This is a genomic window from Streptomyces sp. NPDC001137 (assembly GCF_040298885.1).
Taxonomy (GTDB): domain Bacteria; phylum Actinomycetota; class Actinomycetes; order Streptomycetales; family Streptomycetaceae; genus Streptomyces.
In genome coordinates, this window is record NZ_JBEPBA010000001.1 from 163,700 (window position 1) to 187,761 (window position 24,062).

Here is a 24,062-nt window from a genome sequence, read left to right on the forward strand (position 1 = left end):
TTGGCAAGAGGCCGCTGATACGTCAGGGGCCCGTGGGTCGGCTGCCGTACCCTCGACCCATGTCGCTCTACGCCGCGTACGCCGGCAACCTCGACGCGCGGCTGATGACCCGCCGCGCCCCGCACTCGCCGATGCGCGCCACGGGCTGGCTGAACGGCTGGCGGCTGACGTTCGGGGGCGAGCACATGGGCTGGGAGGGCGCCCTGGCGACGATCGTCGAGGACCCGTTCTCACAGGTCTTCGTCGCGCTGTACGACATCGCACCGCCGGACGAGGAGTCCATGGACCGCTGGGAGGGCGTCGGCCTCAATGTCTACCGCCGGATGCGGGTGCGGGTGCACACGCTGGACGGCGAGGAACCGGCGTGGACCTATGTCCTCGACGGCTACGAGGGCGGTCTGCCCTCCGCCCGGTATCTGGGCGAGATCGCCGATGCCGCCGAGTCCGCGGGCGCGCCGCACGACTATGTGATGGAGCTGCGGAAACGCCCCTGCTGAGACGCGACAGGTTCACAGTTGAACCACAGGGGCCACAAAGGTCCCGTTGTGTCACAAGCTTCGTTGGAAACGACAAGACAACGATCGCCAACCCGTGAGCTCTGTCATCTACGCGCGTAGGCCCAGAGCGGCTACTCTCGACGCGTGAACGCATCTCTTCTTCCGGACGACATCCAGGGCGACCCGCACGCCGCCGCCGACGCCGCCGCCGCACGCCTGCGCGAACTGACCGGCGCCGAGACCCACGACGTCGCCCTCGTGATGGGCTCCGGCTGGGCACCGGCCGTGGACGCCCTGGGCGCACCCGACGCCGAGCTCCAGGTCACCGACCTGCCCGGTTTCCCGCCGCCGGCGGTGGAGGGGCACGGCGGCAAGATCCGCTCGTACAAGATCGGTGAGAAGCGGGCCCTGGTCTTCCTGGGCCGTACGCACTACTACGAGGGCCGCGGGGTCGCCGCCGTCGCACACGGCGTCCGCACCGCCGTCGCCGCCGGCTGCAAGACCATCGTGCTCACCAACGGCTGCGGAGGCCTCCGCGAGGGCATGCGCCCCGGTCAGCCGGTCCTGATCAGCGACCACATCAACCTGACGGCGACGTCGCCGATCGTCGGCGCGAACTTCGTCGACCTGACGGACCTCTACTCCCCCCGCCTGCGCGCCCTGTGCAAGGAGATCGACCCCAGCCTGGAGGAGGGCGTCTACGCCCAGTTCCCCGGCCCGCACTACGAGACGCCGGCCGAGATCCGGATGGCCCGGGTGATCGGGGCGGACCTGGTGGGCATGTCGACGGTGCTGGAAGCCATCGCGGCGCGGGAGGCGGGTGCGGAGGTGCTGGGTATCTCCCTGGTGACGAACCTCGCCGCGGGGATGACCGGCGAGCCGCTGAACCACGAGGAGGTCCTCCAGGCCGGCCGCGACTCCGCGACGCGGATGGGCTCGCTGCTGGCGCAGGTGCTCGGGCGGATCTGAACGCCTTAGGGGGTGCCGCGGAATGTCGTAGAGCGACTGCGGACCGGTCGTGTCTGATCACGCAGTTCCCCGCGCCCCTTGGGAGGCCGCAGTCGCCCACAGGGGACACGCGCCCCCTTGGGGCGGTCTGCACCCGCGTACGGCGAGAAGGGGACGTGGCGGGCGTGTCCGCCCGCAGCGGCGGGCGTCCGCCACCGAGCGCGGCCCCACCGAACACCAACCGCCCGACCGAGGACGGACACCCCCGGCGCGGCCCCGACCCACAATCGAACCGCAGGCGCTGCGCGCACCCCACCGATGCCGCGGATGCGCCGCAGGCACCCCCTTCAGACCCACACGAGAGGCTGGACCGACCGTGCACGACGATCTCATCGCCCGGGCCGAGACCTGGCTCGCGGAGGACCCCGACCCGGAGACCCGCGACGAGCTCGCCAAGCTCATCGAGGCCGGTGCCGTCGCGGAACTCGAAGAGCGATTCAGCGGCACCCTCCAGTTCGGCACCGCGGGTCTGCGCGGTGAGCTCGGCGCAGGCCCCATGCGCATGAACCGTTCGGTCGTCATCCGGGCCGCCGCCGGACTCGCCGCGTACCTCAACGCCAAGGGAGAGCGCGGCGGGCTCGTGGTCATCGGCTACGACGCCCGGCACAAGTCCGCGGACTTCGCGCGCGACACGGCGGCCGTGATGACGGGCGCGGGCTTCCGGGCCGCGGTGCTCCCCCGCCCGCTCCCCACCCCCGTCCTCGCCTACGCGATAAGGCACCTCGGCGCGGTCGCGGGCGTGGAGGTCACCGCCAGCCACAACCCGCCCCGCGACAACGGCTACAAGGTCTATCTGGGCGACGGTTCGCAGATCGTGCCGCCGGCCGACGCGGAGATCGCCGCCGAGATCGACGCGATCGTCTCCCTGGACGACGTGCCGCGTCCGGAAGCCGGCTGGGAGACCCTCGACGACAGCGTCCTGAACTCCTATCTGGCGCGCACGGACGCGGTGCTCGCCGCCGGTTCCCCGCGCACCGCGCGCACCGTCTACACCGCGATGCACGGCGTCGGCAAGGACGTCCTGCTCGCCGCGTTCGCCCGGGCCGGTTTCCCCGAGCCCGTCCTGGTCACCGAGCAGGCCGAGCCCGACCCGGACTTCCCGACCGTCGCCTTCCCCAACCCGGAAGAGCCGGGCGCCATGGACCTCGCCTTCGCGAAGGCCCGCGAGAGCGACCCGGACCTGATCATCGCCAACGACCCCGACGCCGACCGCTGCGCCGTGGCCGTCAAGGACGCCGGCGACTGGCGGATGCTGCGCGGCGACGAGGTGGGCGCGCTGCTCGCCGCCCACCTGGTCAGACGCGGCGCCAGGGGGACCTTCGCCGAGTCGATCGTCTCGTCCTCCCTCCTCGGCCGTATCGCCGAGAAGGCGGGGCTGCCGTACGAGGAGACCCTCACCGGCTTCAAGTGGATCGCCCGCGTCGAGGGGCTGCGCTACGGCTACGAGGAGGCCCTCGGCTACTGCGTGGACCCAGACGGTGTGCGCGACAAGGACGGCATCACCGCCGCACTGCTGATCACCGAGCTGGCGTCCGAGCTCAAGGAGGAGGGGCGGGCCCTGCCGGACCTCCTCGACGACCTCGCGGTGGAGCACGGGCTGCACGCCACCGACCAGCTCTCGGTCCGGGTGGAGGACCTGTCGGTCATCGCGCGCGCCATGCGGCAGCTGCGGGAGCAGCCGCCGACCGAGCTCGCGGGCCTCGCCATCACCAGGGCCGAGGACCTCACCCGGGGCACCGACAGGCTGCCGCCCACCGACGGGCTGCGCTACACGCTCGAGGGCGCCCGCGTCATCGTCCGCCCGAGCGGCACGGAGCCCAAGCTGAAGTGCTACCTGGAGGTCGTCGTCCCGGTCGCCACACACGCCGACCTCCCGGCGGCGCACGCCACCGCGAACGACCTGCTCGCGGCGATCAAGCGGGACCTGTCGGCGGCGGCCGGCATCTGAGCCGCACCGCTCGCACCGGCGCCACCTCGAAGGGGTGCCCTCGGCCATCGGCCCGGGGCACCCCTTCGAAGCCTTGAGCCAGGGCTGCCGACCTGGCCACCACGCCCCCACGACGACGCCGCTGGGGGCACCCCGTGGGGCGTACCAGACCCGCCCCCGAGCCGACCCTGCGGGCCCGGGCAGCAGCACACCGTGGCCGACCGGCCAAGACCCGAGCCGGGCAAGACCGGAGCCCAGCCGGGACCGGGGCCCAAGCGGGGGCAGGCACGGGCAGCAGCACACCGTGGCCGACCGGCCAGGACCCGAGCCGGGCGAGACCGGACCCCAGCCGGGACCGAGGCCCAAGCGGGGGCAGGCCTGGGCAGCGGCACACCGTCGCCGACCCGGCCGGAGGGCCAGCCGGGAGCGTGTCCGCTCGGCAGCGCGCCGTAGCCGGCCGATACCCAGCGGGCCGGGCCTGCCCGGGGCCCCGGCGCCAAGCGCCACCCGTGGATCAGCGGTCGTTCAGGCCGTCGCCAGCAGAATCGCCAGCAGTACCGCTCCGGCCAACGCCGGGCCCGCGATCTCGTACGCCCAGCGCACCGTCACTTCGCCCTGCGTCGTCTCCGTCCGCTCCTGGGCTTCGAACAGTTCGCGCAGGTCGTCCATGGTCCTGTCGCCCTCGGCGCGGACGGGTCCCGCCGGGACGCCGGGTCCGAAGGCGCTGCCCCGCCGGCCCCCGCCGCTCGCGTCCGCCTTCGCCCTGGCCTCCCGGCGCGCCGCCTTCTTCCGGGCGCGCAGCGAGACGGGGACGGCCCACAGCTGGTACTTGCTGCCGGACTTCACGACGACCTCGTTGGAGTAGCCGGACCGCAGCTGGACGACCTCGCTCCAGGGCACCACGACGATGCGGAAGGGGTTGCGGATGCGCAGCCGCTCCGCGTTGGCGTGGACGGCGGGGCGCAGCGTGAAGGCCACGATCAGCGGCACGATGAGGATCAGCGTGGCGAGCGCCAGCCACGGCGTGCGGCCGTGCCCGGAGACGATCGCGTCGATGCCCAGCCAGCCCGCGATGGCGAGCAGCAGGACGCCGCCGGCGAGACCCGCGGACGACCGGTAGGCCCGGTCCTGGTACGGGGAGGCCGGGGGCTGTGGTGCTGCTGACTCGTGGTCCGGGGTCGTCATGGTGCCGATTCTGCCCGACGGCCACGACGATGCTCGTACGTGGTGCGTGCGCACTTGATGAGCAGCCGGGGGTGTACAGCCGCTACGCGCGTAGATATGCTCGTCTGGTGACCATGCCCATCACTGCACCCACAGCACACGCTCTCGCTGACGTCACCGCGTCCGACAGCACGCTGCGCCGCTTCCTCCACGGGCTGCCCGGCGTAGACGCGGTCGGCCTGGAGGCACGCGCCGCCTCGCTCGGCACCCGTTCCATCAAGACGACCGCGAAGGCGTACGCCATCGACCTCGCCATCTCGATGGTCGACCTGACGACGCTGGAAGGCGCGGACACCCCGGGCAAGGTCCGGGCGCTCGGCGCCAAGGCCGTCCACCCCGACCCCACGGACCGTACGACCCCCGCCACCGCGGCCGTCTGCGTCTACCCCGACATGGTGCCCGCCGCGAAGGAGGCCGTCGCCGGCTCCTCCGTGAAGGTCGCCTCGGTCGCCACCGCCTTCCCGGCGGGCCGCGCCCCGATCGCCGTGAAGCTGGCCGACGTGCGCGAGGCCGTCGCCGCGGGCGCCGACGAGATCGACATGGTCATCGACCGCGGCGCGTTCCTCGCGGGCCACTTCATGAAGGTGTACGACGAGATCGTCGCCGTGAAGGAGGCCTGCGGCGCCTCGGCCCGCCTCAAGGTCATCTTCGAGACGGGCGAGCTGTCGACGTACGACAACATCCGCCGCGCGAGCTGGCTCGGCATGCTGGCGGGCGCGGACTTCATCAAGACGTCCACGGGCAAGGTCGCGGTCAACGCCACCCCCGCCAACACCCTGCTGATGCTGGAGGCCGTGCGCGACTTCCGTGCGCAGACCGGGGTACAGGTGGGCGTGAAGCCCGCCGGCGGCATCCGCACCTCCAAGGACGCCATCAAGTTCCTCGTCCTGGTCAACGAGACCGCGGGCGAGGACTGGCTGGACAACCACTGGTTCCGCTTCGGCGCCTCCTCGCTCCTGAACGACCTGCTGATGCAGCGTCAGAAGCTGGCCACCGGCCGCTACTCCGGCCCCGACTACGTGACGGTGGACTGATCACCATGGCATCCGCATTCGAATACGCCCCGGCACCCGAGTCCCGCTCGATCGTCGACATCGCACCGTCCTACGGCCTGTTCATCGACGGCGAGTTCACGGACGCGGCCGACGGCAAGGTCTTCAAGACGGTCTCCCCGAGCACCGAGGAGGTGCTGTCGGAGGTCGCCCAGGCCGGTTCCGAGGACGTCGACCGCGCGGTGAAGGCCGCCCGCAAGGCTTTCGAGAAGTGGTCGGCGCTGCCCGGCTCCGAGCGCTCCAAGTACCTGTTCCGCATCGCGCGGATCATCCAGGAGCGCAGCCGTGAGCTCGCCGTCCTGGAAACCCTCGACAACGGCAAGCCGATCAAGGAGACCCGCGACGCCGACCTCCCCCTGGTCGCCGCGCACTTCTTCTACTACGCGGGCTGGGCCGACAAGCTGGAGCACGCCGGTTTCGGAGCGAACCCGAAGCCGCTGGGCGTCGCCGGCCAGGTCATCCCCTGGAACTTCCCCCTCCTGATGCTGGCGTGGAAGATCGCCCCGGCCCTCGCGACCGGCAACACGGTCGTGCTGAAGCCCGCCGAGACGACCCCCCTCTCCGCCCTGTTCTTCGCGGACATCTGCCGCCAGGCCGGTCTCCCCAAGGGCGTCGTCAACATCCTTCCCGGCTACGGCGACACGGGCGCAGCGCTCGTCGCGCACCCGGACGTCAACAAGGTCGCGTTCACCGGGTCGACGGCGGTCGGCAAGGAGATCGCCCGCACCGTGGCGGGCTCGCGCAAGAAGCTCACCCTCGAACTGGGCGGCAAGGGCGCCAACATCGTCTTCGACGACGCCCCCATCGACCAGGCCGTCGAGGGCATCGTCAGCGGCATCTTCTTCAACCAGGGCCAGGTCTGCTGCGCGGGCAGCCGGCTCCTCGTACAGGAGTCGATCCAGGACGAGCTGCTGGACTCGCTCAAGCGCCGCCTGACCACCCTCCGCCTCGGCGACCCGCTCGACAAGAACACGGACATCGGCGCGATCAACTCCGAGGAACAGCTCTCCCGTATCACCACCCTCGTCGAGCAAGGCGAGGCGGAGGGCGCCGAGCGCTGGTCCCCGGCCTGCGAAATCCCGTCCTCCGGCTACTGGTTCGCCCCGACGCTCTTCACCAACGTCACCCAGGCGCACCGGATCGCCCGCGACGAGATCTTCGGCCCGGTGCTGTCGGTCCTCACCTTCCGCACGCCGGACGAGGCGGTCGCCAAGGCCAACAACACCCCGTACGGCCTGTCGGCGGGCATCTGGACGGAGAAGGGTTCGCGCATTCTCGCCGTCGCGAACAAGCTCCGCGCGGGCGTCGTCTGGTCCAACACGTTCAACAAGTTCGACCCGACCTCGCCGTTCGGCGGCTACAAGGAGTCGGGCTTCGGCCGCGAGGGCGGCCGCCACGGCCTGGAGGCGTACCTCGATGTCTGAGAAGACCGAGAAGACCGAGCGGTTCGACCGTCTGTCGGTCTTCAAGACCTACAAGCTGTACGTCGGCGGGAAGTTCCCGCGTTCCGAGAGCGGCCGGGTGTACGAGGTGACGGACACAAAGGGCAACTGGCTGGCGAACGTGCCCCTTTCGTCCCGCAAGGACGCCCGTGACGCCGTGGTCGCCGCCCGCAAGGCGTTCGGCGGCTGGTCGGGCGCGACGGCGTACAACCGCGGTCAGATCCTCTACCGCATCGCGGAGATGCTGGAGGGCCGCAGGGATCAGTTCGTCCGCGAGGTCGCCGACTCGGAAGGCCTCTCGAAGTCGAAGGCGGCGGCGGTCGTCGACGCGGCGATCGACCGCTGGGTCTGGTACGCGGGCTGGACCGACAAGATCGCCCAGGTCGTCGGCGGCGGAAACCCCGTCGCGGGCCCGTACTTCAACCTGTCCTCGCCCGAGCCGACGGGCGTGGTCGCCGTCCTGGCCCCCCAGGAGTCGTCGTTCCTCGGCCTGGTCTCGGTGATCGCCCCGGTGATCGCCACGGGCAACACGGCGGTCGTGGTGGCCTCCGAGAAGTCCCCGCTCCCCGCGCTGTCCCTGGGCGAGGTCCTGGCCACCTCGGATCTGCCCGGCGGTGTCGTCAACGTCCTCTCCGGCCGTACGGCGGAGATCGCGACCCCGCTGGCCGCGCACCAGGACGTCAACGCGATCGACCTCGCGGGCGCCGGCGCCGACGATGGCCTGGCGAAGGAGCTGGAGATCGCGGCGGCGGACAACCTGAAGCGCGTTCTTCGTCCACAGCCTGTGGACGAAGTCGACTGGTCGGCGACTCCGGGGACCGACCGGCTGACGGCGTTCCTGGAGACGAAGACGGTCTGGCACCCGACGGGTTCGCTGGGCGCGTCGGGCTCGTCGTACTGACCGGCCCCCGCAGACCGAGAGCCGCGTCCTCCCTCCGTCCGGGGAGGACGCGGCTCTCTTTCATGCGCCGGCCGGGTTCAGACCAGGCGAGGCCCGCCCAGCAGCATGGCGGCCGTCGTCAGCGCAGCCGGAACCGTACCGACCGGGCTCGTCTCGGCGAGGTAGCTCAGCCCGGAGAGCGGGCCGGCGATGTGGTTGTCCGTCGGGTCGACCGTGTTGCGGGTGAGCGCGTTGCGCCTGAGGCCCTGCACGGAGCCGGTGACCGACCGCACCTGGCCGGTCGGCCCCTGCAGGCTCTTCTGCGGGTCCAGCTTGCCGAGCGCGTTCGCCGCGGTGGCCGGCGACAGCGGCACCTTCACGGCGGCCGTGGAGTCGGCGGAGGCCGTCGCCGCGCTCGCGCCCAGGGCCGCCGAAACGGTCGCGAGGGCGATCAGGGCGCGCTGGGCGGTGGGCTTGGAGGGGGAAGCGTGTCGTGCCATTGCAGTAGTCACCTTGGATTCGCTGAGTAATCAGGTCGACACGAAGGGTAGTTGAGATGTGATGCGCACACCAAAGCCGACCCGCGGGGTCGGCAGGGCGTACGGAATACGTCAAACTGGTGTCCCGTGAGCATTCATCTCCCCTCCCCCACCCGCGTCGTGCTGCTCTGCGGCCCCTCGGGCTCGGGCAAGTCCCTGGTCGCCGCCCGCTCCGGCCTCCCCGTGCTGCGCCTCGACGACTTCTACAAGGAGGGCGAGGACCCGACGCTGCCGCTGGTGGCGGGAAGCTCCGACATCGACTGGGACCACCCGGACTCCTGGGACACGGACACGGCCGTCGCCGCGATCGCGGAGCTGTGCCGCACGGGCCGTACGAAGGTCCCCGTCTACGACATCTCCCGCTCCGCCCGTACGGGCGAGGAGACCGTCGACATAGGCCGGACCCCGCTGTTCATAGCGGAGGGCATCTTCGCCGCCGAGATCGTCGAGCGCTGCCGGGAGTTGGGGCTGCTGGCCGACGCCCTGTGCCTGAACCGCGGTGCGGTCCGCACCTTCCGCCGCCGCTTCCTGCGCGACCTCAAGGAGGGCCGCAAGTCGGTCCCGTTCCTGCTGCGCCGCGGCTGGCGCCTGATGCGCCAGGAACGCTCGATCATCGCCCGCCAGACCGCCCTCGGCGCCCACGCCTGCGACCGGGACGAGGCACTGGGCCGGCTGGCCGCGGCCGCGGTGGGCCGGCGCCCGGCGGCAACCCCCACGCGCTGACCGCACACGTACACGAAAAAAAGCGGGACTGGACGGACCCCCCGGCCCTCCAGTCCCGCTCCCCCGTTCCCCCCGTGGTGCTTCCCCCGTGAACCCCCGTTGTCCCCCGTGGGCCCCCCGGTTACCGCTCCCCCGTGCTTCCCCCGTTCCTTGCTTCCCCCCAACCCTCAGGCGACGAGCTCCCCGAAGGCGTCCTCCTCGTCACGGCCGAAGCTGAGGACCTCGTCCTCGCGCAGCCGGCGGAGCGACCGCCAGATGCTGGACTTCACCGTGCCGACACTGATGTCGAGGATCTCCGCGATCTCCGGGTCCGTGCGGCCCTCGTAGTAGCGAAGGACCAGCATGGTGCGCTGGAGTTCGGGGAGGCGGGCGAGCGCCTGCCACAGGACCGCGCGCAGTTCCGTGCCGCGCATCGCGTCCGTGTCGCCGGGCGTCTCCGGCAGCTCCTCGGTCGGGTATTCGTTCAGCTTGCGGCGGCGCCACGCGCTGATGTGCAGGTTCGTCATGGTGCGGCGGAGGTAGCCCCCGACCGCGGCCTTGTCGCTGATCCGGTCCCAGGCCTTGTACGTCGAGAACAGCGCGCTCTGCAGCAGGTCCTCGGCCTCGAAGCGGTCACCGGTCAGGTGGTAGGCGGTGGCGTACAGGGAGGCGCGGCGCTCCTGGACGTAGGCGGTGAACTCCGCCTCCGACAGCGACCGACGCTCCCCCGAGTCCTCCCTGTACGCGCTTCCCCCGTGCGGTTCCCCCGTGAAACCGTCAACCACCGTCATGTACGCGGTGTGCTGACGCCCGGCGCCGCGAGCGCACCCCCGCCCGCTCACGGCACCGGACTTCTCGGAACCCCGGCCCCCGTTCACGTCGTGCAGGCGCGTGATCACTGCGCTGGTGCTCGTGCTGTGCAGCATGTTCATCTCGCGCCCCCCGTCGTGGACTTCCGGTGTTCGGCTTGCTCAGGCGGTGGATCTCTGCGGTGCTTTCTTGCCTGTGCCGAAAAGATTGCCCTCGCACCTTCATGGCCGTGTCCGCCGACTGTCACAGACCTGTCACAGGGGTCGGCCGCAGGGAAGACACAGCGCGGTCACAGAGAAGAGCGGTACGGGCACACAGGCGTACGGGTCCGCAGCAGAGTCGAAACCCCGACCCACCATGGGCCAGAATGAGCGCGTGCCTACCCTGTTGCTGATCGAGGATGACGACGCCATCCGTACGGCCCTGGAGCTGTCTCTTACGCGCCAGGGACACCGGGTTGCCACCGCTGCCACCGGTGAGGACGGTCTGAAGCTCCTGCGCGAGCAGCGGCCGGACCTGATCGTGCTGGATGTGATGCTGCCCGGCATCGACGGGTTCGAGGTGTGCCGGCGCATCCGGCGCACGGACCAGTTGCCGATCATTCTGCTGACCGCGCGCAGTGACGACATCGATGTGGTCGTGGGCCTGGAGTCCGGCGCCGACGACTACGTCGTCAAGCCCGTACAGGGGCGGGTGCTCGACGCCCGGATCCGGGCCGTGCTGCGGCGCGGCGAGCGGGAGTCGAACGACTCGGCCAGCTTCGGCAGCCTGGTCATCGACCGCGCGGCGATGACGGTGACCAAGAACGGCGAGGACCTGCAGCTCACGCCGACCGAGCTCAGGCTGCTCCTGGAGCTGAGCCGGCGTCCCGGTCAGGCGCTGTCCCGGCAGCAGCTGCTGCGGCTGGTGTGGGAGCACGACTACCTCGGCGACTCCCGGCTGGTGGACGCGTGTGTCCAGCGGCTGCGTGCCAAGGTCGAGGACGTGCCCTCGTCCCCGACGCTGATCCGTACCGTGCGCGGCGTGGGCTACCGGCTGGACACGCCTCAGTGACCGAAGCGCAAGGGGGGGTTCGCGGCTGGGCCGCGACTCGCAAGGGACATCTTTCTCGGCTGCGCTTCACCAGTCTGCGGCTGCGCCTGGTCGTCGTCTTCGGCCTGGTGGCGCTCACCGCGGCCGTCTCCGCCTCCGGGATCGCCTACTGGCTCAACCGCGAGGCCGTGCTCACCCGCACCCAGGACGCGGTGCTCGGCGACTTCCGGCAGGCGATGCAGACCCGGGCGGGCACCCTGAGCGCGCACCCCACGCAGGACGAACTGCAGCACACCGCGGGCCAGATGGCGAACAGCAGCCAGCGCTTCAGCGTGCTGCTGGTCGCACAGGACCCCGACGGCAGGACCGTCTACGGCAGTTCGGGCGGCCTGGACGGCTTCTCGCTGCAGGACGTGCCCAAGTCGCTGCGCGCGGCCGTGACCAGGAAGCAGCAGGTCGACTCCGGCAACAAGTACGCCTACCACCTGTACTGGCAGCGCGTCGTCGACCACGGCACGCCGTACCTGGTGGCGGGCACGAGGGTGATCAACGGCGGGGCGACCGGCTACATGCTCAAGTCGCTGGAGCCGGAGGCCAAGGACCTCAACTCCCTCGCCTGGTCGCTGGGGATCGCCACCGGGCTCGCGCTGGTCGGCTCGGCGCTGCTCGCGCAGGCCGCCGCCTCGACCGTGCTCAAGCCGGTGCAGCGGCTCGGGGTCGCCGCGCGCAGGCTCGGCGAGGGCAAGCTGGACACCCGGCTGAGGGTGTCGGGGACCGACGAACTCGCCGACCTGTCAAGGACGTTCAACGACGCGGCCGAGGCGTTGGAGAAGCGGGTCGAGGACATGGCCGCGCGGGACGAGGCATCCCGGCGCTTCGTCGCCGACATGAGTCATGAACTCCGTACGCCGCTCACCGCGATCACCGCCGTGACGGAGATCCTGGAGGAGGAGCTGGAGGCGGACTCCGGGTCGATGGACCCGATGATCGAACCCGCCGTACGGCTGGTCGTCAGCGAGACCCGGCGGCTCAACGACCTCGTCGAGAACCTGATGGAGGTCACCCGCTTCGACGCGGGCACCGCACGGCTGGTCCTGGACGACGTCGACCTCGCCGACCAGATCACCGCCTGCATCGACGCCCGGGCCTGGCTGGACGCGGTCGAGCTGGACGCCGAGCGCGGCATCCACGCCCGCGTCGACCCGCGCCGCCTGGACGTGATCCTCGCCAACCTGATCGGCAACGCGCTCAAGCACGGCGGGTCGCCGGTGCGGGTCTCGGTGCGGCCGGAGGACGCCGAGATCGTCATCGCCGTGCGCGACCACGGGCCCGGCATCCCCGAGGACGTCCTGCCGCACGTCTTCGACCGCTTCTACAAGGCGAGCGCCTCCCGCCCCCGCTCCGAGGGCAGCGGACTCGGGCTCTCCATCGCCCTGGAGAACGCCCACATCCACGGCGGCGAGATCACCGCCGCCAACTCCCCCGAGGGCGGCGCGGTGTTCACACTGCGGCTGCCGCGGGACGCGTCGGCGCTGACGGAGGAGTCCGAGAAGGACACGGGGAAGAACGGGAACGCCTCATGACCGCACGACGTCTTCTGGCGCTCCCCTTTTTCGCCGGCATGGCCGCGCTGATCGCCGGCTGCGGCATCCGGCCCACCGAGGTGCCCACGGACTTCGGGGCGGCGCCCTCCCAGGTGCAGTGCTCGCCGGCCGAGCCGGAGGTCTCGACCCAGGCCTCGCGCGGGCTGCCCGTGCAGGTGTTCCTGCTGTGCGGGTCCTCGCTGGTCGCGGTGGACCGGACGGTACGGGTCCCGGACGGCTCCCCGGACTCCCAGCGGCGGGTGCTGGTGGCGCAGGGGCTGCTCGACCAGCTCGCGGCGACGCCGTCTGCCGCCGAGAAGGAGGCCGGGTACACCACCGACGTACGCGGCGGCATGACCGTGAGCGGCCCCCGCCCCGGCGATCCCGACGACACGCTCCGGCTCAGCAACCCGCCCGGTGACCTCACGTCCTTCGCGCTGGCCCAGCTCGTCTGCACCTTCTCCGACTCGGCGGCGGCCGAGGGCGACGGCTCGGTCATCCTCGGCGGCCCCGGCAAGGAGCCGCTGCGCCGCTACGAGTGCACGGACGAGGTCCGCTCCCGCCCGGGCACCGAGCAGCCGCCGTCGAGTGCGGTTACGGGCGGCTGACGTACTGCATTGTTCCGGGGGACGACCCCCGGACCCCCAGCAGAAAAGTAGGTCGGCCAGCCGGCAGAAAAGAAGGTCGGCCAGTGCAATCGGTGCGGGCATCGCGAGGCGAACTCGATTGTCCGCACCGGCTGAGGCGCCCCGGAGGTGAACGAGCCATGAAAGGGGCGTGTGGCGGAGGCCTCATACAGGTACCTCCGGGCAAGCCGGAACCGATCCTGCCGCACGCGGCGTCTAGGGGGTCGTGCAGCGTCAAGGCTTCATCGGCGGCAACGCCGCGATCCGTATCCGTGTGACAGGGGGTGTCCTCCTTGTCGCACACCTCGTGTTCGTCGCCTGGCTCACGCTGCGCCCGCTGGATGTGCCCTGGGTGATGCCCCCCAACCTGCATCCGTTCGCCGGCATACGCGCCGACCTGGCCCTGGGCCGGCCGGCGGCGGCCCGCCGCATCGGCGAGGGCGTCGGCCTCCTCGCGCCGCTCGGCGTACTGCTCCCGATGGCGCACGGCAGGCTGTGGGCCTTCCCGTTCGCCTCGTTCGTCCGCACGGTCGCCGCGGGCGCGCTGGTCTCCGCGGGCATCCTGCTGCTGCAGACCGGGGTGCCCGGCCGGGTCCCGGACGTCGACTCGCTGCTGCTGAACACCGTGGGTGTGGCCCTCGCCCACCTCGCGGTCGTCCCCGCGGCCCGCTCCTGGCTCCGCCGCAGGTCCGAGCGGAAGGAGGGGGCGGCCGTCCGCCAGGAGGAAGCGGTTCAGGGTCGAACCCCGACGTTTCCCAGGGTCGGGATCGCACCCTGGAGCGACGCTTTGCCCCCTTCGTCTCCGTAGCGTTGAAGGCAGATGAGGAAGCCGACCAAGAGGCTCCCTCCTACCGACGCTCACGAAGGAGCCGCACATGTCCGCCCTCGTCCGCCCCACCCACGGCCGCATGATCGGCGGCGTGTGCGCCGGTCTGGCGCGGCGCTTCGGCACCTCCGCGACCACGATGCGCGTGATCTTCCTGCTGTCCTGTCTGCTGCCTGGCCCGCAGTTCCTGCTCTACATAGCACTGTGGATCCTGCTGCCCTCCGAGGAGAAGGCGGCCCGCACCGCCTGGTGAGGCCCTTTTCCAGGTACGCCGATGGGGCGCACCCCGTGCCCGGGGGTGCGCCCCATCGGCGCGTTCGGGAGGCGGGTCAGCCGAGCGGCAGACCGTTCACGGGCAGCCCGTGCGTGGGCAGGCTCGACTGCACCGGCATACCACCGAGCAGCCCGGCCACCGGCGCGGATCCGTCGGTGAGCGCGCCGGCCGACGGCCGCACGGAGGACAGACCGCGTTCGAGGGCGGGCTTGCCCTGGGCCACCGCCGCCTGGGCACCCGGCAGCGCCTGGGAGACGTTCTGCGCCGGGAGCGCGCTGGTGACGGAGCCCAGCATGCCGGTGGCGTCCGGGACCGCCGGGGCCGCGTTCGCGGCGCCCGCGCCCGTGGCGGCGAAGGCGGCACCGAGAGCGGCGACACCGAGGGTCTTGGCAGCAGACTGCTTCATGAAATGCATCCTCGAAATGGGGTTGCGGAAATGTGAGCGGTGTCTCGACCGTAAACACGGGCACCCACCCACCGCAAACATCGAAATGCGAACGGGTTGTGAATACCCGTCCGCATTCCACACACCCCAATATCCCCGGTTACCCCTCCGAGGACACAGAACCGCTGGTGGAAGCCGTTTGCTGGAACAGCCATTCGGACTTCAGCTCGGCATATCCCGGCTTGATCACGTCATTGATCATCGCCAGTCGTTCATCGAAAGGAATGAACGCTGATTTCATCGCATTGACGGAGAACCACTGCATGTCGTCGAGCGAATAACCGAAGGCGTCGACAAGGTGCTCGAATTCCCGGCTCATACTCGTGCCCGACATGAGTCGATTGTCCGTATTCACGGTCGCACGGAAGTGCAGTCTGCGCAGCAGCCCGATCGGGTGTTCGGCATACGACTCCGCAGCCCCGGTCTGGAGGTTGGAGCTGGGGCACAGTTCGAGCGGGATGCGCTTGTCGCGTACGTACGAGGCGAGCCGCCCGAGCTTCACCGAGCCGTCGGCGTGCACCTGGATGTCGTCGATGATGCGCACGCCGTGTCCGAGCCGGTCGGCGCCGCACCACTGCAGGGCCTGCCAGATGGACGGCAGCCCGAAGGCCTCACCGGCATGGATGGTGAAGTGGTTGTTCTCGCGCTTCAGGTACTCGAAGGCGTCGAGGTGCCGGGTGGGCGGGTAACCGGCCTCGGCGCCCGCGATGTCGAAGCCCACCACCCCCAGGTCCCGGTACCGGTTGGCGAGTTCGGCGATCTCCAGGGCACGGGCGGCGTGCCGCATGGCGGTCAGCAGGGCACCCACCCGGATCCGGTGACCGCTCAGCCGTGCGAGCCGCTCCCCTTCCCGGAAGCCCTCGTTGACGGCCTCGACGACCTCCTCGAGGGTCAGCCCGCCCTCCAGGTGCTGCTCGGGGGCGTAGCGCACCTCGGCGTAGACGACCCCGTCCTCGGCGAGGTCCTCGGCGCACTCGCGGGCGACCCGCACCAGCGCGTCGCGGGTCTGCATCACGCCGACGGTGTGGGAGAAGGTCTCCAGGTACCGCTCCAGCGAACCGGAGTCGGCGGCCTCCCGGAACCAGACGCCCAGCTTGCCGGCGTCGGTCTCGGGGAGGCGGTCATAGCCCGTCTCGCGGGCGAGTTCGACGATCGTCCCCGGGCGGAGACCGCCGTCGAGGTGGTCGTGCAGCAGAACCTTCGGCGCCCGGCGGATCTGCTCCGGCGTCGGGGTGTTCGAGATGGTCTGGCTCGTCATTTCCGCACTCTACCTCCTACGCGCGTAGATCGCTGGTTGTACAACTCCGCCGATACGTAACGGTGACCGCATGGACGGGGCACGTACACCCGCGCTTCTGACACTGTTCTGTCATGGCACACCAAGCGACGCCGGTTCGACGGGCCCGGCTGGGGAGGGCACTCGGCCCGGAACCGACGGCGGTGAGCGGAGTGGTTCTGCTGCTCCCCGGCGGCGACGAGGAGTCGGACCGCAGACCCTCCCCCATGCTGGCGACCGCCTCCGTACGCGCACTGGGCCGCCGGCTGGCCCGCGCGGGGCGGGAGGAGGGCCTCGCCACGCATGTCGTCCACTACCGCTACCGCGGCTGGAACGGCAGCGAGGCCCATCTGGCAGAAGACGCCTCCTGGGCCGCGGACGAGGCCGTACGGCGCTACGGCGACGTCCCCGTCTGCCTCGCCGGCCTCGGCATGGGCGGCCGGGCCGCACTGCGTGCGGGCGGGCACGAGGCGGTCAATTCCGTACTGGCGATGGCGCCTTGGCTGCCCGAGGAGGATGTCGCGGCTTCGCCTGAACCGGTGAAGCAGTTGGCGGGGCGGCGGGTGCTGATCGTTCACGGGACGAATGACGAGCGTACCGATCCCGAGCTGTCGTTTCGGCTGGCGGCTCGGGCGAAGAAGGCGAACCGGGACGTGTGCCGGTTCGAAGTGCACTCCGACGGTCATGGGTTGCATCAGTACCGGAGTGAAGTGCACGCGCTGGCCGAGGACTTCGTGATGGGGGCCTTGTTCGGGCGGGCGTTTTCGCGGCCGGTGGAGGATGCGCTGGCGGCTCCGCCGCCGTTGGGGTTGCGGATGCCTTTGGCTGCGGGGTTCGGTAAGTCGTTGCGCCGGTAGCGCCGTTGGTGTGGGTGGGTCGTTGGCGAGTGCGGGTTGTATGTGGTTGCTCGCGCCCACGCGGCGGAGCCGCATATCGATGCAGCCCCGCGCCCCTGACGGGGCGCTGCCGCTCAGGTGGGCAGCAAGTTGCCCCTTCTTGAAAGCAGGAACTTTTTGAAGGCGGCCACGGGGGGCGTGTCCGGGTGGCCGTCGAGCCAGGCGACGCCGATTTCCCTTGCCGCTCTCGGGGCCGTGACCGTGAGTTCCACAACTCCCGGGCGGGGAAAGGCGGGTGGGGGCAGGAGGGCTACTCCGAGGCCTGCTGCCACCAGGCCTCGTAGGGTCTCCGCTTCTTCCCCTTCGAAGGCGATCCTCGGCCGGAAGCCGGCCTCCTTGCACAGGTCGTCCGTGATACGGCGCATGCCGTACCCCGGTTCGAGGGTGACGAAGGTTTCGTCGGCTGCTTCGGCCAGGCGGATGCGGCGGCGGGACGCCAGGGGGTGGTCGGCGGGGACGACCAGACGGAGTTTCTGTTCGTCGAGGCGGCGGGCGACCAGGTCGGGGGCGTCGGGGACCGGGGAGGTCAGGCAGAGGTCGAGTTCGCCCGCGCGCAGCTTCTCCAGCATCGCCTCGCCGTAGTTCTGGACGAGGCTGAAGCGGACGCGGGGGTGGTCGGCCCGGAAGGCGTGGATGAGGCCGGGGACCGTCTCCGCGCCCATGGTGTGCAGGAAGCCGAAGGCGACCTTGCCGGTGGCCGGGTCGGCGTCGGCGCGTACCTCCTCGGCGGCGCGCTCGATCTCGGCGAGTGCACGTTCGACGGAGCCCAGGAAGGTGCGGCCGGCCGGGGTGAGCGAGACCGTGCGGCCGCGGCGGGCGAACAGATCGACCCCCAGGTCCTGTTCGAGACGGACCATGGCCCGGGAGAGGGTGGACTGCGGGACCTGCATCTCCTGGGCGGCGCGCGTGACGTGCTCGGTGCGGGCGACCCCGGCGAAGTGGGCGAGGCGCGGGGCGAGCAGCGAGACGATGTCCTCGGTGTCTTTTGTGTCACTGGACGGTGACAGGCGAGCTTGTGACCTCTGCTGATGCACCATGGGAACGATTATGGCAATTCCATGCATTGGACGGATGAGCGGGGCCGTACGTAGCTTCGAGGCATGTCTCCCGCCAGTACCGGGGCGTCCACCGTCGTGGGCGCCGCATCCGTTGTCCCCGTCGTCCCCGTCACCCCTGCCGCCGATTCCCGTATGACGCCGGGAGGGCCCGGCTACCGCCGGATGAGCTTCGCGCTCTTCCTCGCGGGGGTCGCGACCTTCGCGCTGCTCTACTCCACGCAGGCGCTGCTGCCGCTGATCTCCGGCGAGTTCGGGGTGGCGGCGAGTGCGGCGAGCTGGACGGTGGCGGCGGCGACCGGTGGCCTCGCGGTGTTCGTCCTTCCGATGAGTGCGCTGTCGGAGCGGTTCGGGCGTCGTACGGTGATGACGGCCTCGCTGGCGGTCGCGGTGACGGTGGGGCTCCTCGTGCCGTTCGCACCCTCGCTGCCCGCGCTGGTGGTGCTGCGGGCGGTGCAGGGGGCCGCGCTGGCCGGGCTCCCGGCGTCGGCGACCGCGTATCTCGCGGAGGAGGTCCGGCCGAAGGCGCTGGTCACGGCGATCGGGCTGTTCGTCGCGGGCAACAGTGTCGGCGGCATGAGCGGCCGGGTCATCACCGGGTGGGTCGCGCAGGAGTGGGGCTGGCGGGTCGCGGTCGGTGTCATCGGTGCGATCGCGGTGGTGTGCGCCGTGGCCTTCCGGCTGCTGCTGCCCGCTCCGCGGCACTTCAAGGCGGGCTCGCTGCGGCCGCGGGTGCTGGTCCGTACGGTGCGCGACCACCTGTCGAACCCTCTGCTGTGCCGGCTGTACGCGATCGGTGCGCTGTTCATGACGGTGTTCGGCGGCGTGTACACGGTGATCGGCTACCGCCTCACGGAGGCGCCGTTCTCGCTGCCGCAGGGCATCATCGGGTCGATCTTCCTGGTGTACCTGGTGGGCACGGTGTCCGCCTCCACCGCCGGGCGGCTGGTGGGGCGGCTGGGCCGCCGTGGGGCCCTGTACCTGGCGGGCGGTACGACGGCGATGGGCCTGGTCCTGTCCCTCGCGGGGTCGCTCGTGCCGGTTCTGCTGGGGCTGGTGCTGATCACCGCCGGGTTCTTCGCCGGGCATGCGGTCGCGTCGTCGGCGGTGAGCAAGACGGCGACGACGGGGCGGGCGCAGGCGTCTGCGCTGTACCAGTCCGCGTACTACGTCGGGTCGAGTGCCGGCAGCACGGTGGGGGCGATCGCGTTCCACGCGGGGGGTTGGACCGGGACGGTCGGGGTCGGGCTCCTGGCGGTGCTGGGGGTCGTGACGATCACGGTGTTCGGGACGCGAGCGGCGCGGGTCGCTGCGCGGCGGAGCCCGGTGCCGGCGCACTGAGCTCTCTTCGCCCCCGCCGCCCCTACCCGTCCCGTACCTGGGGGCTTCGCCCCCAGACCCCCGATCGGCCTGAACGGCCTCGTCCTCAAACGCCGGACGGGCTGAAAAAACTCAGCCCCTCCGGCGTTTGAGGAGCGGGGGTCCGGGGGCTGGCCCCCGGGTCGGGACGGGAAGGGGCGGCGGGGGCGATACCCCCCTGGCCTGCACATTCCTCCGCTCGGCACGCCATTGTCAGTGCCCTGCGCTAGCTTCGGACGTGCTGGGCGCAAAGGCGCGACACAGAACGGCCACAGGGGTGGGTGGACCATGACGACAGACCTCGACGTCAGGCTCGAGAAACACCGCGTCGAGCTGACCGGCTACTGCTACCGCATGCTCGGCTCCTCCTTCGAGGCCGAGGACGCGGTACAGGACACGATGGTCCGCGCCTGGCGCAGCTACGAGAAGTTCGAGGGCCGCTCCAGCCTCCGCTCCTGGCTCTACCGCATCGCGACGAACGTCTGCCTGGACATGCTGACCGCAGGCAACAAGCGCGCCCGCCCGATGGACCTGAGCGAGTCGACACCCCTCGCCAGGGCCGCCCTCTCCCCCCGTCCGGACAACACCTGGCTCGAGCCGATGCCGGACGCCCGCGTGCTGCCGACCGTCGAGGACCCGGCGGAGGCCGCCGTCGCGAAGGAGTCCGTGCGGCTCGCCTTCATGGCGGCCCTGCAGCAGCTGCCCGCCAAGCAGCGCGCGGTGCTGATCCTGCGCGAGGTGCTGGCCTGGAAGGCCAGCGAGGTCGCGGAGCTGCTCGACACCTCGGTCGCGTCGGTGAACAGCGCCCTGCAGCGGGCCCGGGCGACACTCGCCGAGCGCGAGCAGGGCGACAAGGCGGCAGCGGCGGCCGTCTCCGACCCTCTCGACGAGGAGCAGCGCAAGCTCCTGGACCGCTATGTCGCGGCCTTCGAGGGATACGACATGGCCGCGCTGACGGCGTTGCTGCACGAGGACGCCGTGATGACGATGCCGCCGTTCGACCTGTGGCTGACGGGCCACGACGACATCACGGGCTTCATGACCACCCTGGGCTCCGCCTGCGAGGGCTCGCGGCTGCTCCCGGTCCAGGTCAACGGCCTGCCGGGGTTCGCCCAGTACAAGCCGGACCCGGAGAAGGGCGGCTTCACCCCGTGGGCGGTGCAGGTGCTGGAGATATCAGACGGCGGGCTCTCCGGGTTCCACTTCTTCCTCGACACTCAGCGCTGGTTCCCGCTGTTCGGCCTGCCCCTCCACCTCGAAGCGGAGCCCGACCAGGTTGAGGAGGGCGTGTAGGGAGGGGGCGGGATCGCGCAGCCGTATCCGGCCCCCGGCTCGCCGGGCGGCCAGCTCCAGCCGCGCCAGTAGATCCACGGCACCCAGCCCCGGCGGTCCGATCGCGGCGACGTCGACCACCACGACCCCGGCACCGGTGGCCTCCAGCAGCGCCCGCACGTCCTCGCACAGCCCGCTCACCTCGTCACGGGTGACGGGGCCGGGTAGCACGAGTACGGCGGGTGTCATGGCATCCACGAGCGGTAGACCGGACGGGCGGGCGGAACTCATCGGGCTCATCGGGGGCACACGCCTGCCGGGCGGGTCCGCCGACCGGGATCACATTGACCTGCCACCCTTCTCCCCCGGAGGGTTGGGTGTATGCCCCAAGCATCAGCACCGTCCCGGATACCCGACGGCCTTCTCCCCGCCGAGGGGGCGCCGTGCAGGGAGTGCTGACGGGCTTCGCGGTCATCGCGGTCGTCATCGGGGTGGGCTACGTCATCGGACGGCAGGGGCATCTCGGCGAGCACGGGCGGGAGGTGCTGACCAAGCTGGCGTTCCATGTGGCGTCCCCGGCGCTGCTGTTCACCACGCTCGCGCGGGCCGACCTTTCGGTGATCTTCTCCAGCCGGCTGCTGGTGACGGCCATGAGCACGGCGGCCGCGGCCGGTGTCTTCGTCGCGGTCGGTGCCGTACGGGGCTGGAGTGTGGGGCGTACGACGATCGGCGCCCTGTGCTCCAGCTACGTCAACTCGGGCAACCTCGGCATCCCGATCGCGGTGTATGTGCTGGGCGACGCCTCGCTGGTGGCGCCGGTGCTGCTGTTCCAGATCATCGCGGTCACCCCGATCGCCCTGACGGTCCTGGACCTGTCCGGCAAGGGCGAGAAGGGTCCGCTGTGGCTACGGCTGCTCACGCCGCTGCGCAACCCGATCGCGGTCGGCTCACTGGCCGGGGTGGCGGTGTCGGCGACCGGCTTGCGGGTCCCGGCTCCCGTGATGGACCCGCTGACCCTGATCGGCAACATGTCGGTTCCGGCGGTCCTGCTGGCCTTCGGCATCTCCCTGTGCGGCAGCACGATGCCGGGTCGGGGCGCCGACCGGTTCCCCGTGTTCCTGTCGGTCGCACTCAAGGCGGTGGGCCAGCCGGTGGCCGCATGGGCGCTGGCGGTGGGGGTGTTCGCTCTGCACGGCCACCAACTCCTCGACGTGGTGGTGACGTCGGCGCTTCCGGCGGCGCAGAACCTGTACACGTACGCGAGCCGCTATCGGGTGGCGGAGGGGCTGGCGCGGGACTCGATTCTGTTGTCGACGGTGTTGTCGGTGCCGGTTCTGGTGGTGGTCGCCGCACTGCTGGGGTGACTCAGGGTTCGGGGAACTGACTGGTGTCGACGGCGAGTTCGAAGGGGTGCGGGAGTGTGACGGGGGCGCCGAACTTGCCTGCCCGAAGGAGCCGGTAGACGCCGTCTTTCGGTTCCCCGTAGAGCGTGATCGTCGGGCCATACGGTGCCAGGCCGTCGATCAGGAGGTACAGCGGGATGCCGGCCTCGGCGTAGCCTGCGGCTTTGTGGATCCGGTCATTGGTCGCGGTGGCCTTCGAGGTGATCTCCACGACAAGTTCGGCCGTGCCAGCCTGGATGAAATAGCCGTCTCCTTTCAGCACCTCCTCCGGCACCACAGCAAGGTCGGGCACGTACAAACCCAGTCGGGACGGCACAGCCATGCCCAGCCGTTGATAGACCCCCCACTCTCCCGGGATCACCTCGTAGAGGCGCCGATGCACGCGCTCGGCAATTGCGTGGTGCGCGTTGACGGGCGAGGGGGTCACGGTGATGAGCCCCTCGACGATCTCCGCCTTGCAGCCCTTGGGAACATCCGTCTGCTGCCAGACCCAGACCAGTTCGTCCCACTCGTTGTCGGCCTTGATGTAGTCCCCGTCGAGCACGTCCATGACACACATCAAACACGCCGAACGGGACCGGTGGCGGTCCACCGATCCCGTTCACTCGAAAGGGAAAGTCCCCAGGTCAGGCGATACGTTCCAGCACCACCGGCGACGCCGAGAACTCCGCCCCTGCCGCCCCGATGTCGTAGGACCCCTCCACCGCCTGGAGCGCGTACTCGAAGCGCTCGGGGGTGTCGGTGTGGAGGGTCAGCAGGGGCTGGCCCTCGGTCACCGTGTCGCCGGGCTTGGCGTGCATCTCGACGCCCGCGCCCGCCTGCACCGGGTCCTCCTTGCGGGCGCGGCCCGCGCCGAGGCGCCAGGCGGCGACGCCGATGTCGTACGCGTCGAGGCGGGTCAGGACGCCCGAGGACGGGGCCTTGATGACGTGCTGCTCGCGGGACGTGGGCAGGGCCGCGTCCGGGTCGCCGCCCTGGGCCGCGATCATGCGGCGCCAGACGTCCATCGCGGAGCCGTCGGCCAGGGCCTTCGCCGGGTCGGCGTCCTTCACGCCGGCCGCGTCGAGCATTTCGCGGGCGAGCGCGATGGTCAGCTCCACGACGTCCGAGGGGCCGCCGCCCGCGAGGACCTCCACCGACTCACGGACTTCGAGGGCGTTGCCCGCCGTCAGGCCCAGAGGGGTCGACATGTCCGTCAGCAGGGCCACGGTCTTCACGCCGTGGTCGGTGCCCAGGCCCACCATCGTGGACGCCAGTTCCCGGGCGTCCTCGATCGTCTTCATGAAGGCGCCCGTGCCCACCTTGACGTCCAGGACCAGGGAACCGGTGCCCTCCGCGATCTTCTTCGACATGATCGAGGAGGCGATCAGCGGGATCGCCTCGACCGTGCCGGTGACGTCACGCAGGGCGTAGAGCTTCTTGTCCGCGGGGGCCAGGCCGTCGCCCGCCGCGCAGATCACCGCGCCGGTGGTGTCGAGGACGTTCAGCATCTCCTCGTTGGACAGCAGCGCGCGCCAGCCGGGGATCGACTCCAGCTTGTCCAGGGTGCCGCCGGTGTGGCCGAGGCCGCGGCCCGACAGCTGGGGGACGGCCGCTCCGCAGGCCGCGACCAGGGGCGCCAGCGGGAGGGTGATCTTGTCGCCGACGCCGCCTGTCGAGTGCTTGTCGGCCGTGGGGCGGGACAGGGACGAGAAGTCCATGCGCTCGCCGGAGGCGATCATCGCGGCGGTCCAGCGGGCGATCTCACGGCGGTTCATGCCGTTGAGGAGGATGGCCATGGCGAGCGCGGACATCTGCTCGTCGGCGACCTCCCCGCGGGTGTACGCGTCGATGACCCAGTCGATCTGCTCGTCGCTGAGCTCACCGCGGTCCCGCTTGGTACGGATGACGGAGATGGCGTCCATGGCCATGGGGTGCGTTCCTTCCGAGGTTCA

At 70.9% G+C, this 24,062-nt stretch carries 25 protein-coding genes; 16 read left to right on the plus strand and 9 right to left on the minus strand.

The features are described from left to right. Window positions 1–59: 59 nt before the first annotated feature. The 3 genes from ABT254_RS00760 (at window position 60) to ABT254_RS00770 (ending at window position 3,453) form a co-directional block, all read left to right on the plus strand. Window positions 60–497, plus strand: a complete 438-nt coding sequence (locus ABT254_RS00760) for a gamma-glutamylcyclotransferase family protein (RefSeq protein ID WP_351462286.1) — start codon at window positions 60–62, stop codon at window positions 495–497. Window positions 498–641: 144 nt separating this feature from the next. After that, window positions 642–1,466: a purine-nucleoside phosphorylase gene (locus ABT254_RS00765; protein WP_351462287.1), complete on the plus strand. Its 825-nt coding sequence runs from the start codon at window positions 642–644 to the stop codon at window positions 1,464–1,466. 355 nt (window positions 1,467–1,821) lie between these two features. After that, window positions 1,822–3,453, plus strand: coding sequence for a phospho-sugar mutase (locus ABT254_RS00770; protein ID WP_351462288.1), 1,632 nt, complete (start codon window positions 1,822–1,824; stop codon window positions 3,451–3,453). Between the two features lie 504 nt (window positions 3,454–3,957). On the opposite strand, the gene ABT254_RS00775 is transcribed toward ABT254_RS00770, so the two are convergent. Next, window positions 3,958–4,617 carry a PH domain-containing protein gene (locus ABT254_RS00775; RefSeq protein WP_351462289.1) on the minus strand — a complete coding sequence of 220 codons (660 nt, stop codon included), beginning with the start codon at window positions 4,615–4,617 and terminating at the stop codon, window positions 3,958–3,960. 113 nt (window positions 4,618–4,730) lie between these two features. Here ABT254_RS00775 and deoC point away from each other — a divergent pair, with 113 nt between their 5' ends. Genes deoC through ABT254_RS00790 form a run of 3 tightly spaced genes read left to right on the plus strand, consistent with a single transcriptional unit; the run spans window position 4,731 to window position 8,051 of the window. Next, window positions 4,731–5,690 (plus strand): deoxyribose-phosphate aldolase, encoded by a 960-nt coding sequence (gene deoC, locus ABT254_RS00780; protein ID WP_351462828.1) that lies wholly within the window; start codon window positions 4,731–4,733, stop codon window positions 5,688–5,690. Between the two features lie 5 nt (window positions 5,691–5,695). Next, on the plus strand, window positions 5,696–7,132 hold the full coding sequence (locus tag ABT254_RS00785) for an aldehyde dehydrogenase family protein (protein WP_351462290.1): 1,437 nt from the start codon (window positions 5,696–5,698) through the stop codon (window positions 7,130–7,132). Beyond that, window positions 7,125–8,051: an aldehyde dehydrogenase family protein gene (locus ABT254_RS00790; protein WP_351462291.1), complete on the plus strand. Its 927-nt coding sequence runs from the start codon at window positions 7,125–7,127 to the stop codon at window positions 8,049–8,051. Before ABT254_RS00785 ends, ABT254_RS00790 begins: the two co-directional genes overlap by 8 nt. 77 nt (window positions 8,052–8,128) lie before the next feature. On the opposite strand, the gene ABT254_RS00795 is transcribed toward ABT254_RS00790, so the two are convergent. Then, window positions 8,129–8,530, minus strand: a complete 402-nt coding sequence (locus tag ABT254_RS00795; RefSeq protein WP_351462292.1) for a hypothetical protein — start codon at window positions 8,528–8,530, stop codon at window positions 8,129–8,131. Between the two features lie 126 nt (window positions 8,531–8,656). Between ABT254_RS00795 and ABT254_RS00800 the strand changes: the two genes are divergently transcribed. Next, on the plus strand, window positions 8,657–9,292 hold the full coding sequence (locus ABT254_RS00800) for a uridine kinase family protein (RefSeq protein WP_351462293.1): 636 nt from the start codon (window positions 8,657–8,659) through the stop codon (window positions 9,290–9,292). Window positions 9,293–9,459: 167 nt separating this feature from the next. Here ABT254_RS00800 and ABT254_RS00805 read toward each other — a convergent pair whose 3' ends face one another. After that, the gene (locus ABT254_RS00805) at window positions 9,460–10,203 is read right to left on the minus strand and encodes a SigE family RNA polymerase sigma factor (protein WP_351462294.1); all 744 of its coding nucleotides are present in this window, start codon (window positions 10,201–10,203) and stop codon (window positions 9,460–9,462) included. Between the two features lie 253 nt (window positions 10,204–10,456). Between ABT254_RS00805 and afsQ1 the strand changes: the two genes are divergently transcribed. The 5 genes from afsQ1 to ABT254_RS00830 all read left to right on the plus strand — a co-directional run bounded on the left by afsQ1 (window position 10,457) and on the right by ABT254_RS00830 (window position 14,401). Next, on the plus strand, window positions 10,457–11,134 hold the full coding sequence (gene afsQ1 / locus ABT254_RS00810; protein ID WP_351462295.1) for a two-component system response regulator AfsQ1: 678 nt from the start codon (window positions 10,457–10,459) through the stop codon (window positions 11,132–11,134). After that, window positions 11,131–12,696 carry an ATP-binding protein gene (locus ABT254_RS00815; protein WP_351462296.1) on the plus strand — a complete coding sequence of 522 codons (1,566 nt, stop codon included), beginning with the start codon at window positions 11,131–11,133 and terminating at the stop codon, window positions 12,694–12,696. Before afsQ1 ends, ABT254_RS00815 begins: the two co-directional genes overlap by 4 nt. Next, window positions 12,693–13,304: a hypothetical protein gene (locus ABT254_RS00820; RefSeq protein WP_351462297.1), complete on the plus strand. Its 612-nt coding sequence runs from the start codon at window positions 12,693–12,695 to the stop codon at window positions 13,302–13,304. The genes ABT254_RS00815 and ABT254_RS00820 overlap by 4 nt, the downstream gene beginning before the upstream one ends. 244 nt (window positions 13,305–13,548) lie before the next feature. Next, window positions 13,549–14,130 (plus strand): VanZ family protein, encoded by a 582-nt coding sequence (locus ABT254_RS00825; protein WP_351462298.1) that lies wholly within the window; start codon window positions 13,549–13,551, stop codon window positions 14,128–14,130. Between the two features lie 67 nt (window positions 14,131–14,197). Beyond that, window positions 14,198–14,401, plus strand: coding sequence for a PspC domain-containing protein (locus ABT254_RS00830; RefSeq protein WP_030929945.1), 204 nt, complete (start codon window positions 14,198–14,200; stop codon window positions 14,399–14,401). A gap of 76 nt (window positions 14,402–14,477) precedes the next feature. Here the strand turns inward: ABT254_RS00830 and ABT254_RS00835 are convergent, their stop codons facing one another. After that, window positions 14,478–14,828 carry an ATP-binding protein gene (locus tag ABT254_RS00835; RefSeq protein WP_351462299.1) on the minus strand — a complete coding sequence of 117 codons (351 nt, stop codon included), beginning with the start codon at window positions 14,826–14,828 and terminating at the stop codon, window positions 14,478–14,480. A 139-nt stretch (window positions 14,829–14,967) separates the two neighbouring features. Then, window positions 14,968–16,125, minus strand: coding sequence for an adenosine deaminase (locus ABT254_RS00840; RefSeq protein WP_351462300.1), 1,158 nt, complete (start codon window positions 16,123–16,125; stop codon window positions 14,968–14,970). Between the two features lie 113 nt (window positions 16,126–16,238). Between ABT254_RS00840 and ABT254_RS00845 the strand changes: the two genes are divergently transcribed. After that, complete coding sequence (locus ABT254_RS00845; RefSeq protein WP_351462301.1) at window positions 16,239–17,000, plus strand: prolyl oligopeptidase family serine peptidase; 762 nt, start codon at window positions 16,239–16,241, stop codon at window positions 16,998–17,000. Window positions 17,001–17,113: 113 nt separating this feature from the next. Here the strand turns inward: ABT254_RS00845 and ABT254_RS00850 are convergent, their stop codons facing one another. Then, the gene (locus ABT254_RS00850; RefSeq protein WP_351462302.1) at window positions 17,114–18,076 is read right to left on the minus strand and encodes a LysR family transcriptional regulator; all 963 of its coding nucleotides are present in this window, start codon (window positions 18,074–18,076) and stop codon (window positions 17,114–17,116) included. Window positions 18,077–18,139: 63 nt separating this feature from the next. Here ABT254_RS00850 and ABT254_RS00855 point away from each other — a divergent pair, with 63 nt between their 5' ends. Beyond that, window positions 18,140–19,435 (plus strand): MFS transporter, encoded by a 1,296-nt coding sequence (locus ABT254_RS00855; RefSeq protein ID WP_351462303.1) that lies wholly within the window; start codon window positions 18,140–18,142, stop codon window positions 19,433–19,435. A 306-nt stretch (window positions 19,436–19,741) separates the two neighbouring features. Next, the gene (locus ABT254_RS00860; protein WP_351462304.1) at window positions 19,742–20,746 is read left to right on the plus strand and encodes a sigma-70 family RNA polymerase sigma factor; all 1,005 of its coding nucleotides are present in this window, start codon (window positions 19,742–19,744) and stop codon (window positions 20,744–20,746) included. Here the strand turns inward: ABT254_RS00860 and ABT254_RS00865 are convergent. Then, entirely contained in the window at window positions 20,630–21,016 is a 387-nt protein-coding gene (locus ABT254_RS00865) for an STAS domain-containing protein (protein ID WP_351462305.1), read from the minus strand. The two genes, ABT254_RS00860 and ABT254_RS00865, sit on opposite strands and share 117 nt — an antisense overlap. Window positions 21,017–21,168: 152 nt before the next feature. Between ABT254_RS00865 and ABT254_RS00870 the strand changes: the two genes are divergently transcribed. Continuing rightward, window positions 21,169–22,089, plus strand: a complete 921-nt coding sequence (locus ABT254_RS00870; RefSeq protein WP_351462306.1) for an AEC family transporter — start codon at window positions 21,169–21,171, stop codon at window positions 22,087–22,089. Window position 22,090: 1 nt separating this feature from the next. Here the strand turns inward: ABT254_RS00870 and ABT254_RS00875 are convergent, their stop codons facing one another. Both ABT254_RS00875 and ABT254_RS00880 read right to left on the minus strand, forming a co-directional pair. After that, window positions 22,091–22,678: a Uma2 family endonuclease gene (locus ABT254_RS00875; RefSeq protein ID WP_351462307.1), complete on the minus strand. Its 588-nt coding sequence runs from the start codon at window positions 22,676–22,678 to the stop codon at window positions 22,091–22,093. A gap of 76 nt (window positions 22,679–22,754) precedes the next feature. Further along, a complete protein-coding gene (locus ABT254_RS00880; RefSeq protein ID WP_351462830.1) occupies window positions 22,755–24,032 on the minus strand; it encodes a thymidine phosphorylase in 1,278 nt (425 codons plus the stop codon). Window positions 24,033–24,062: the final 30 nt, after the last annotated feature.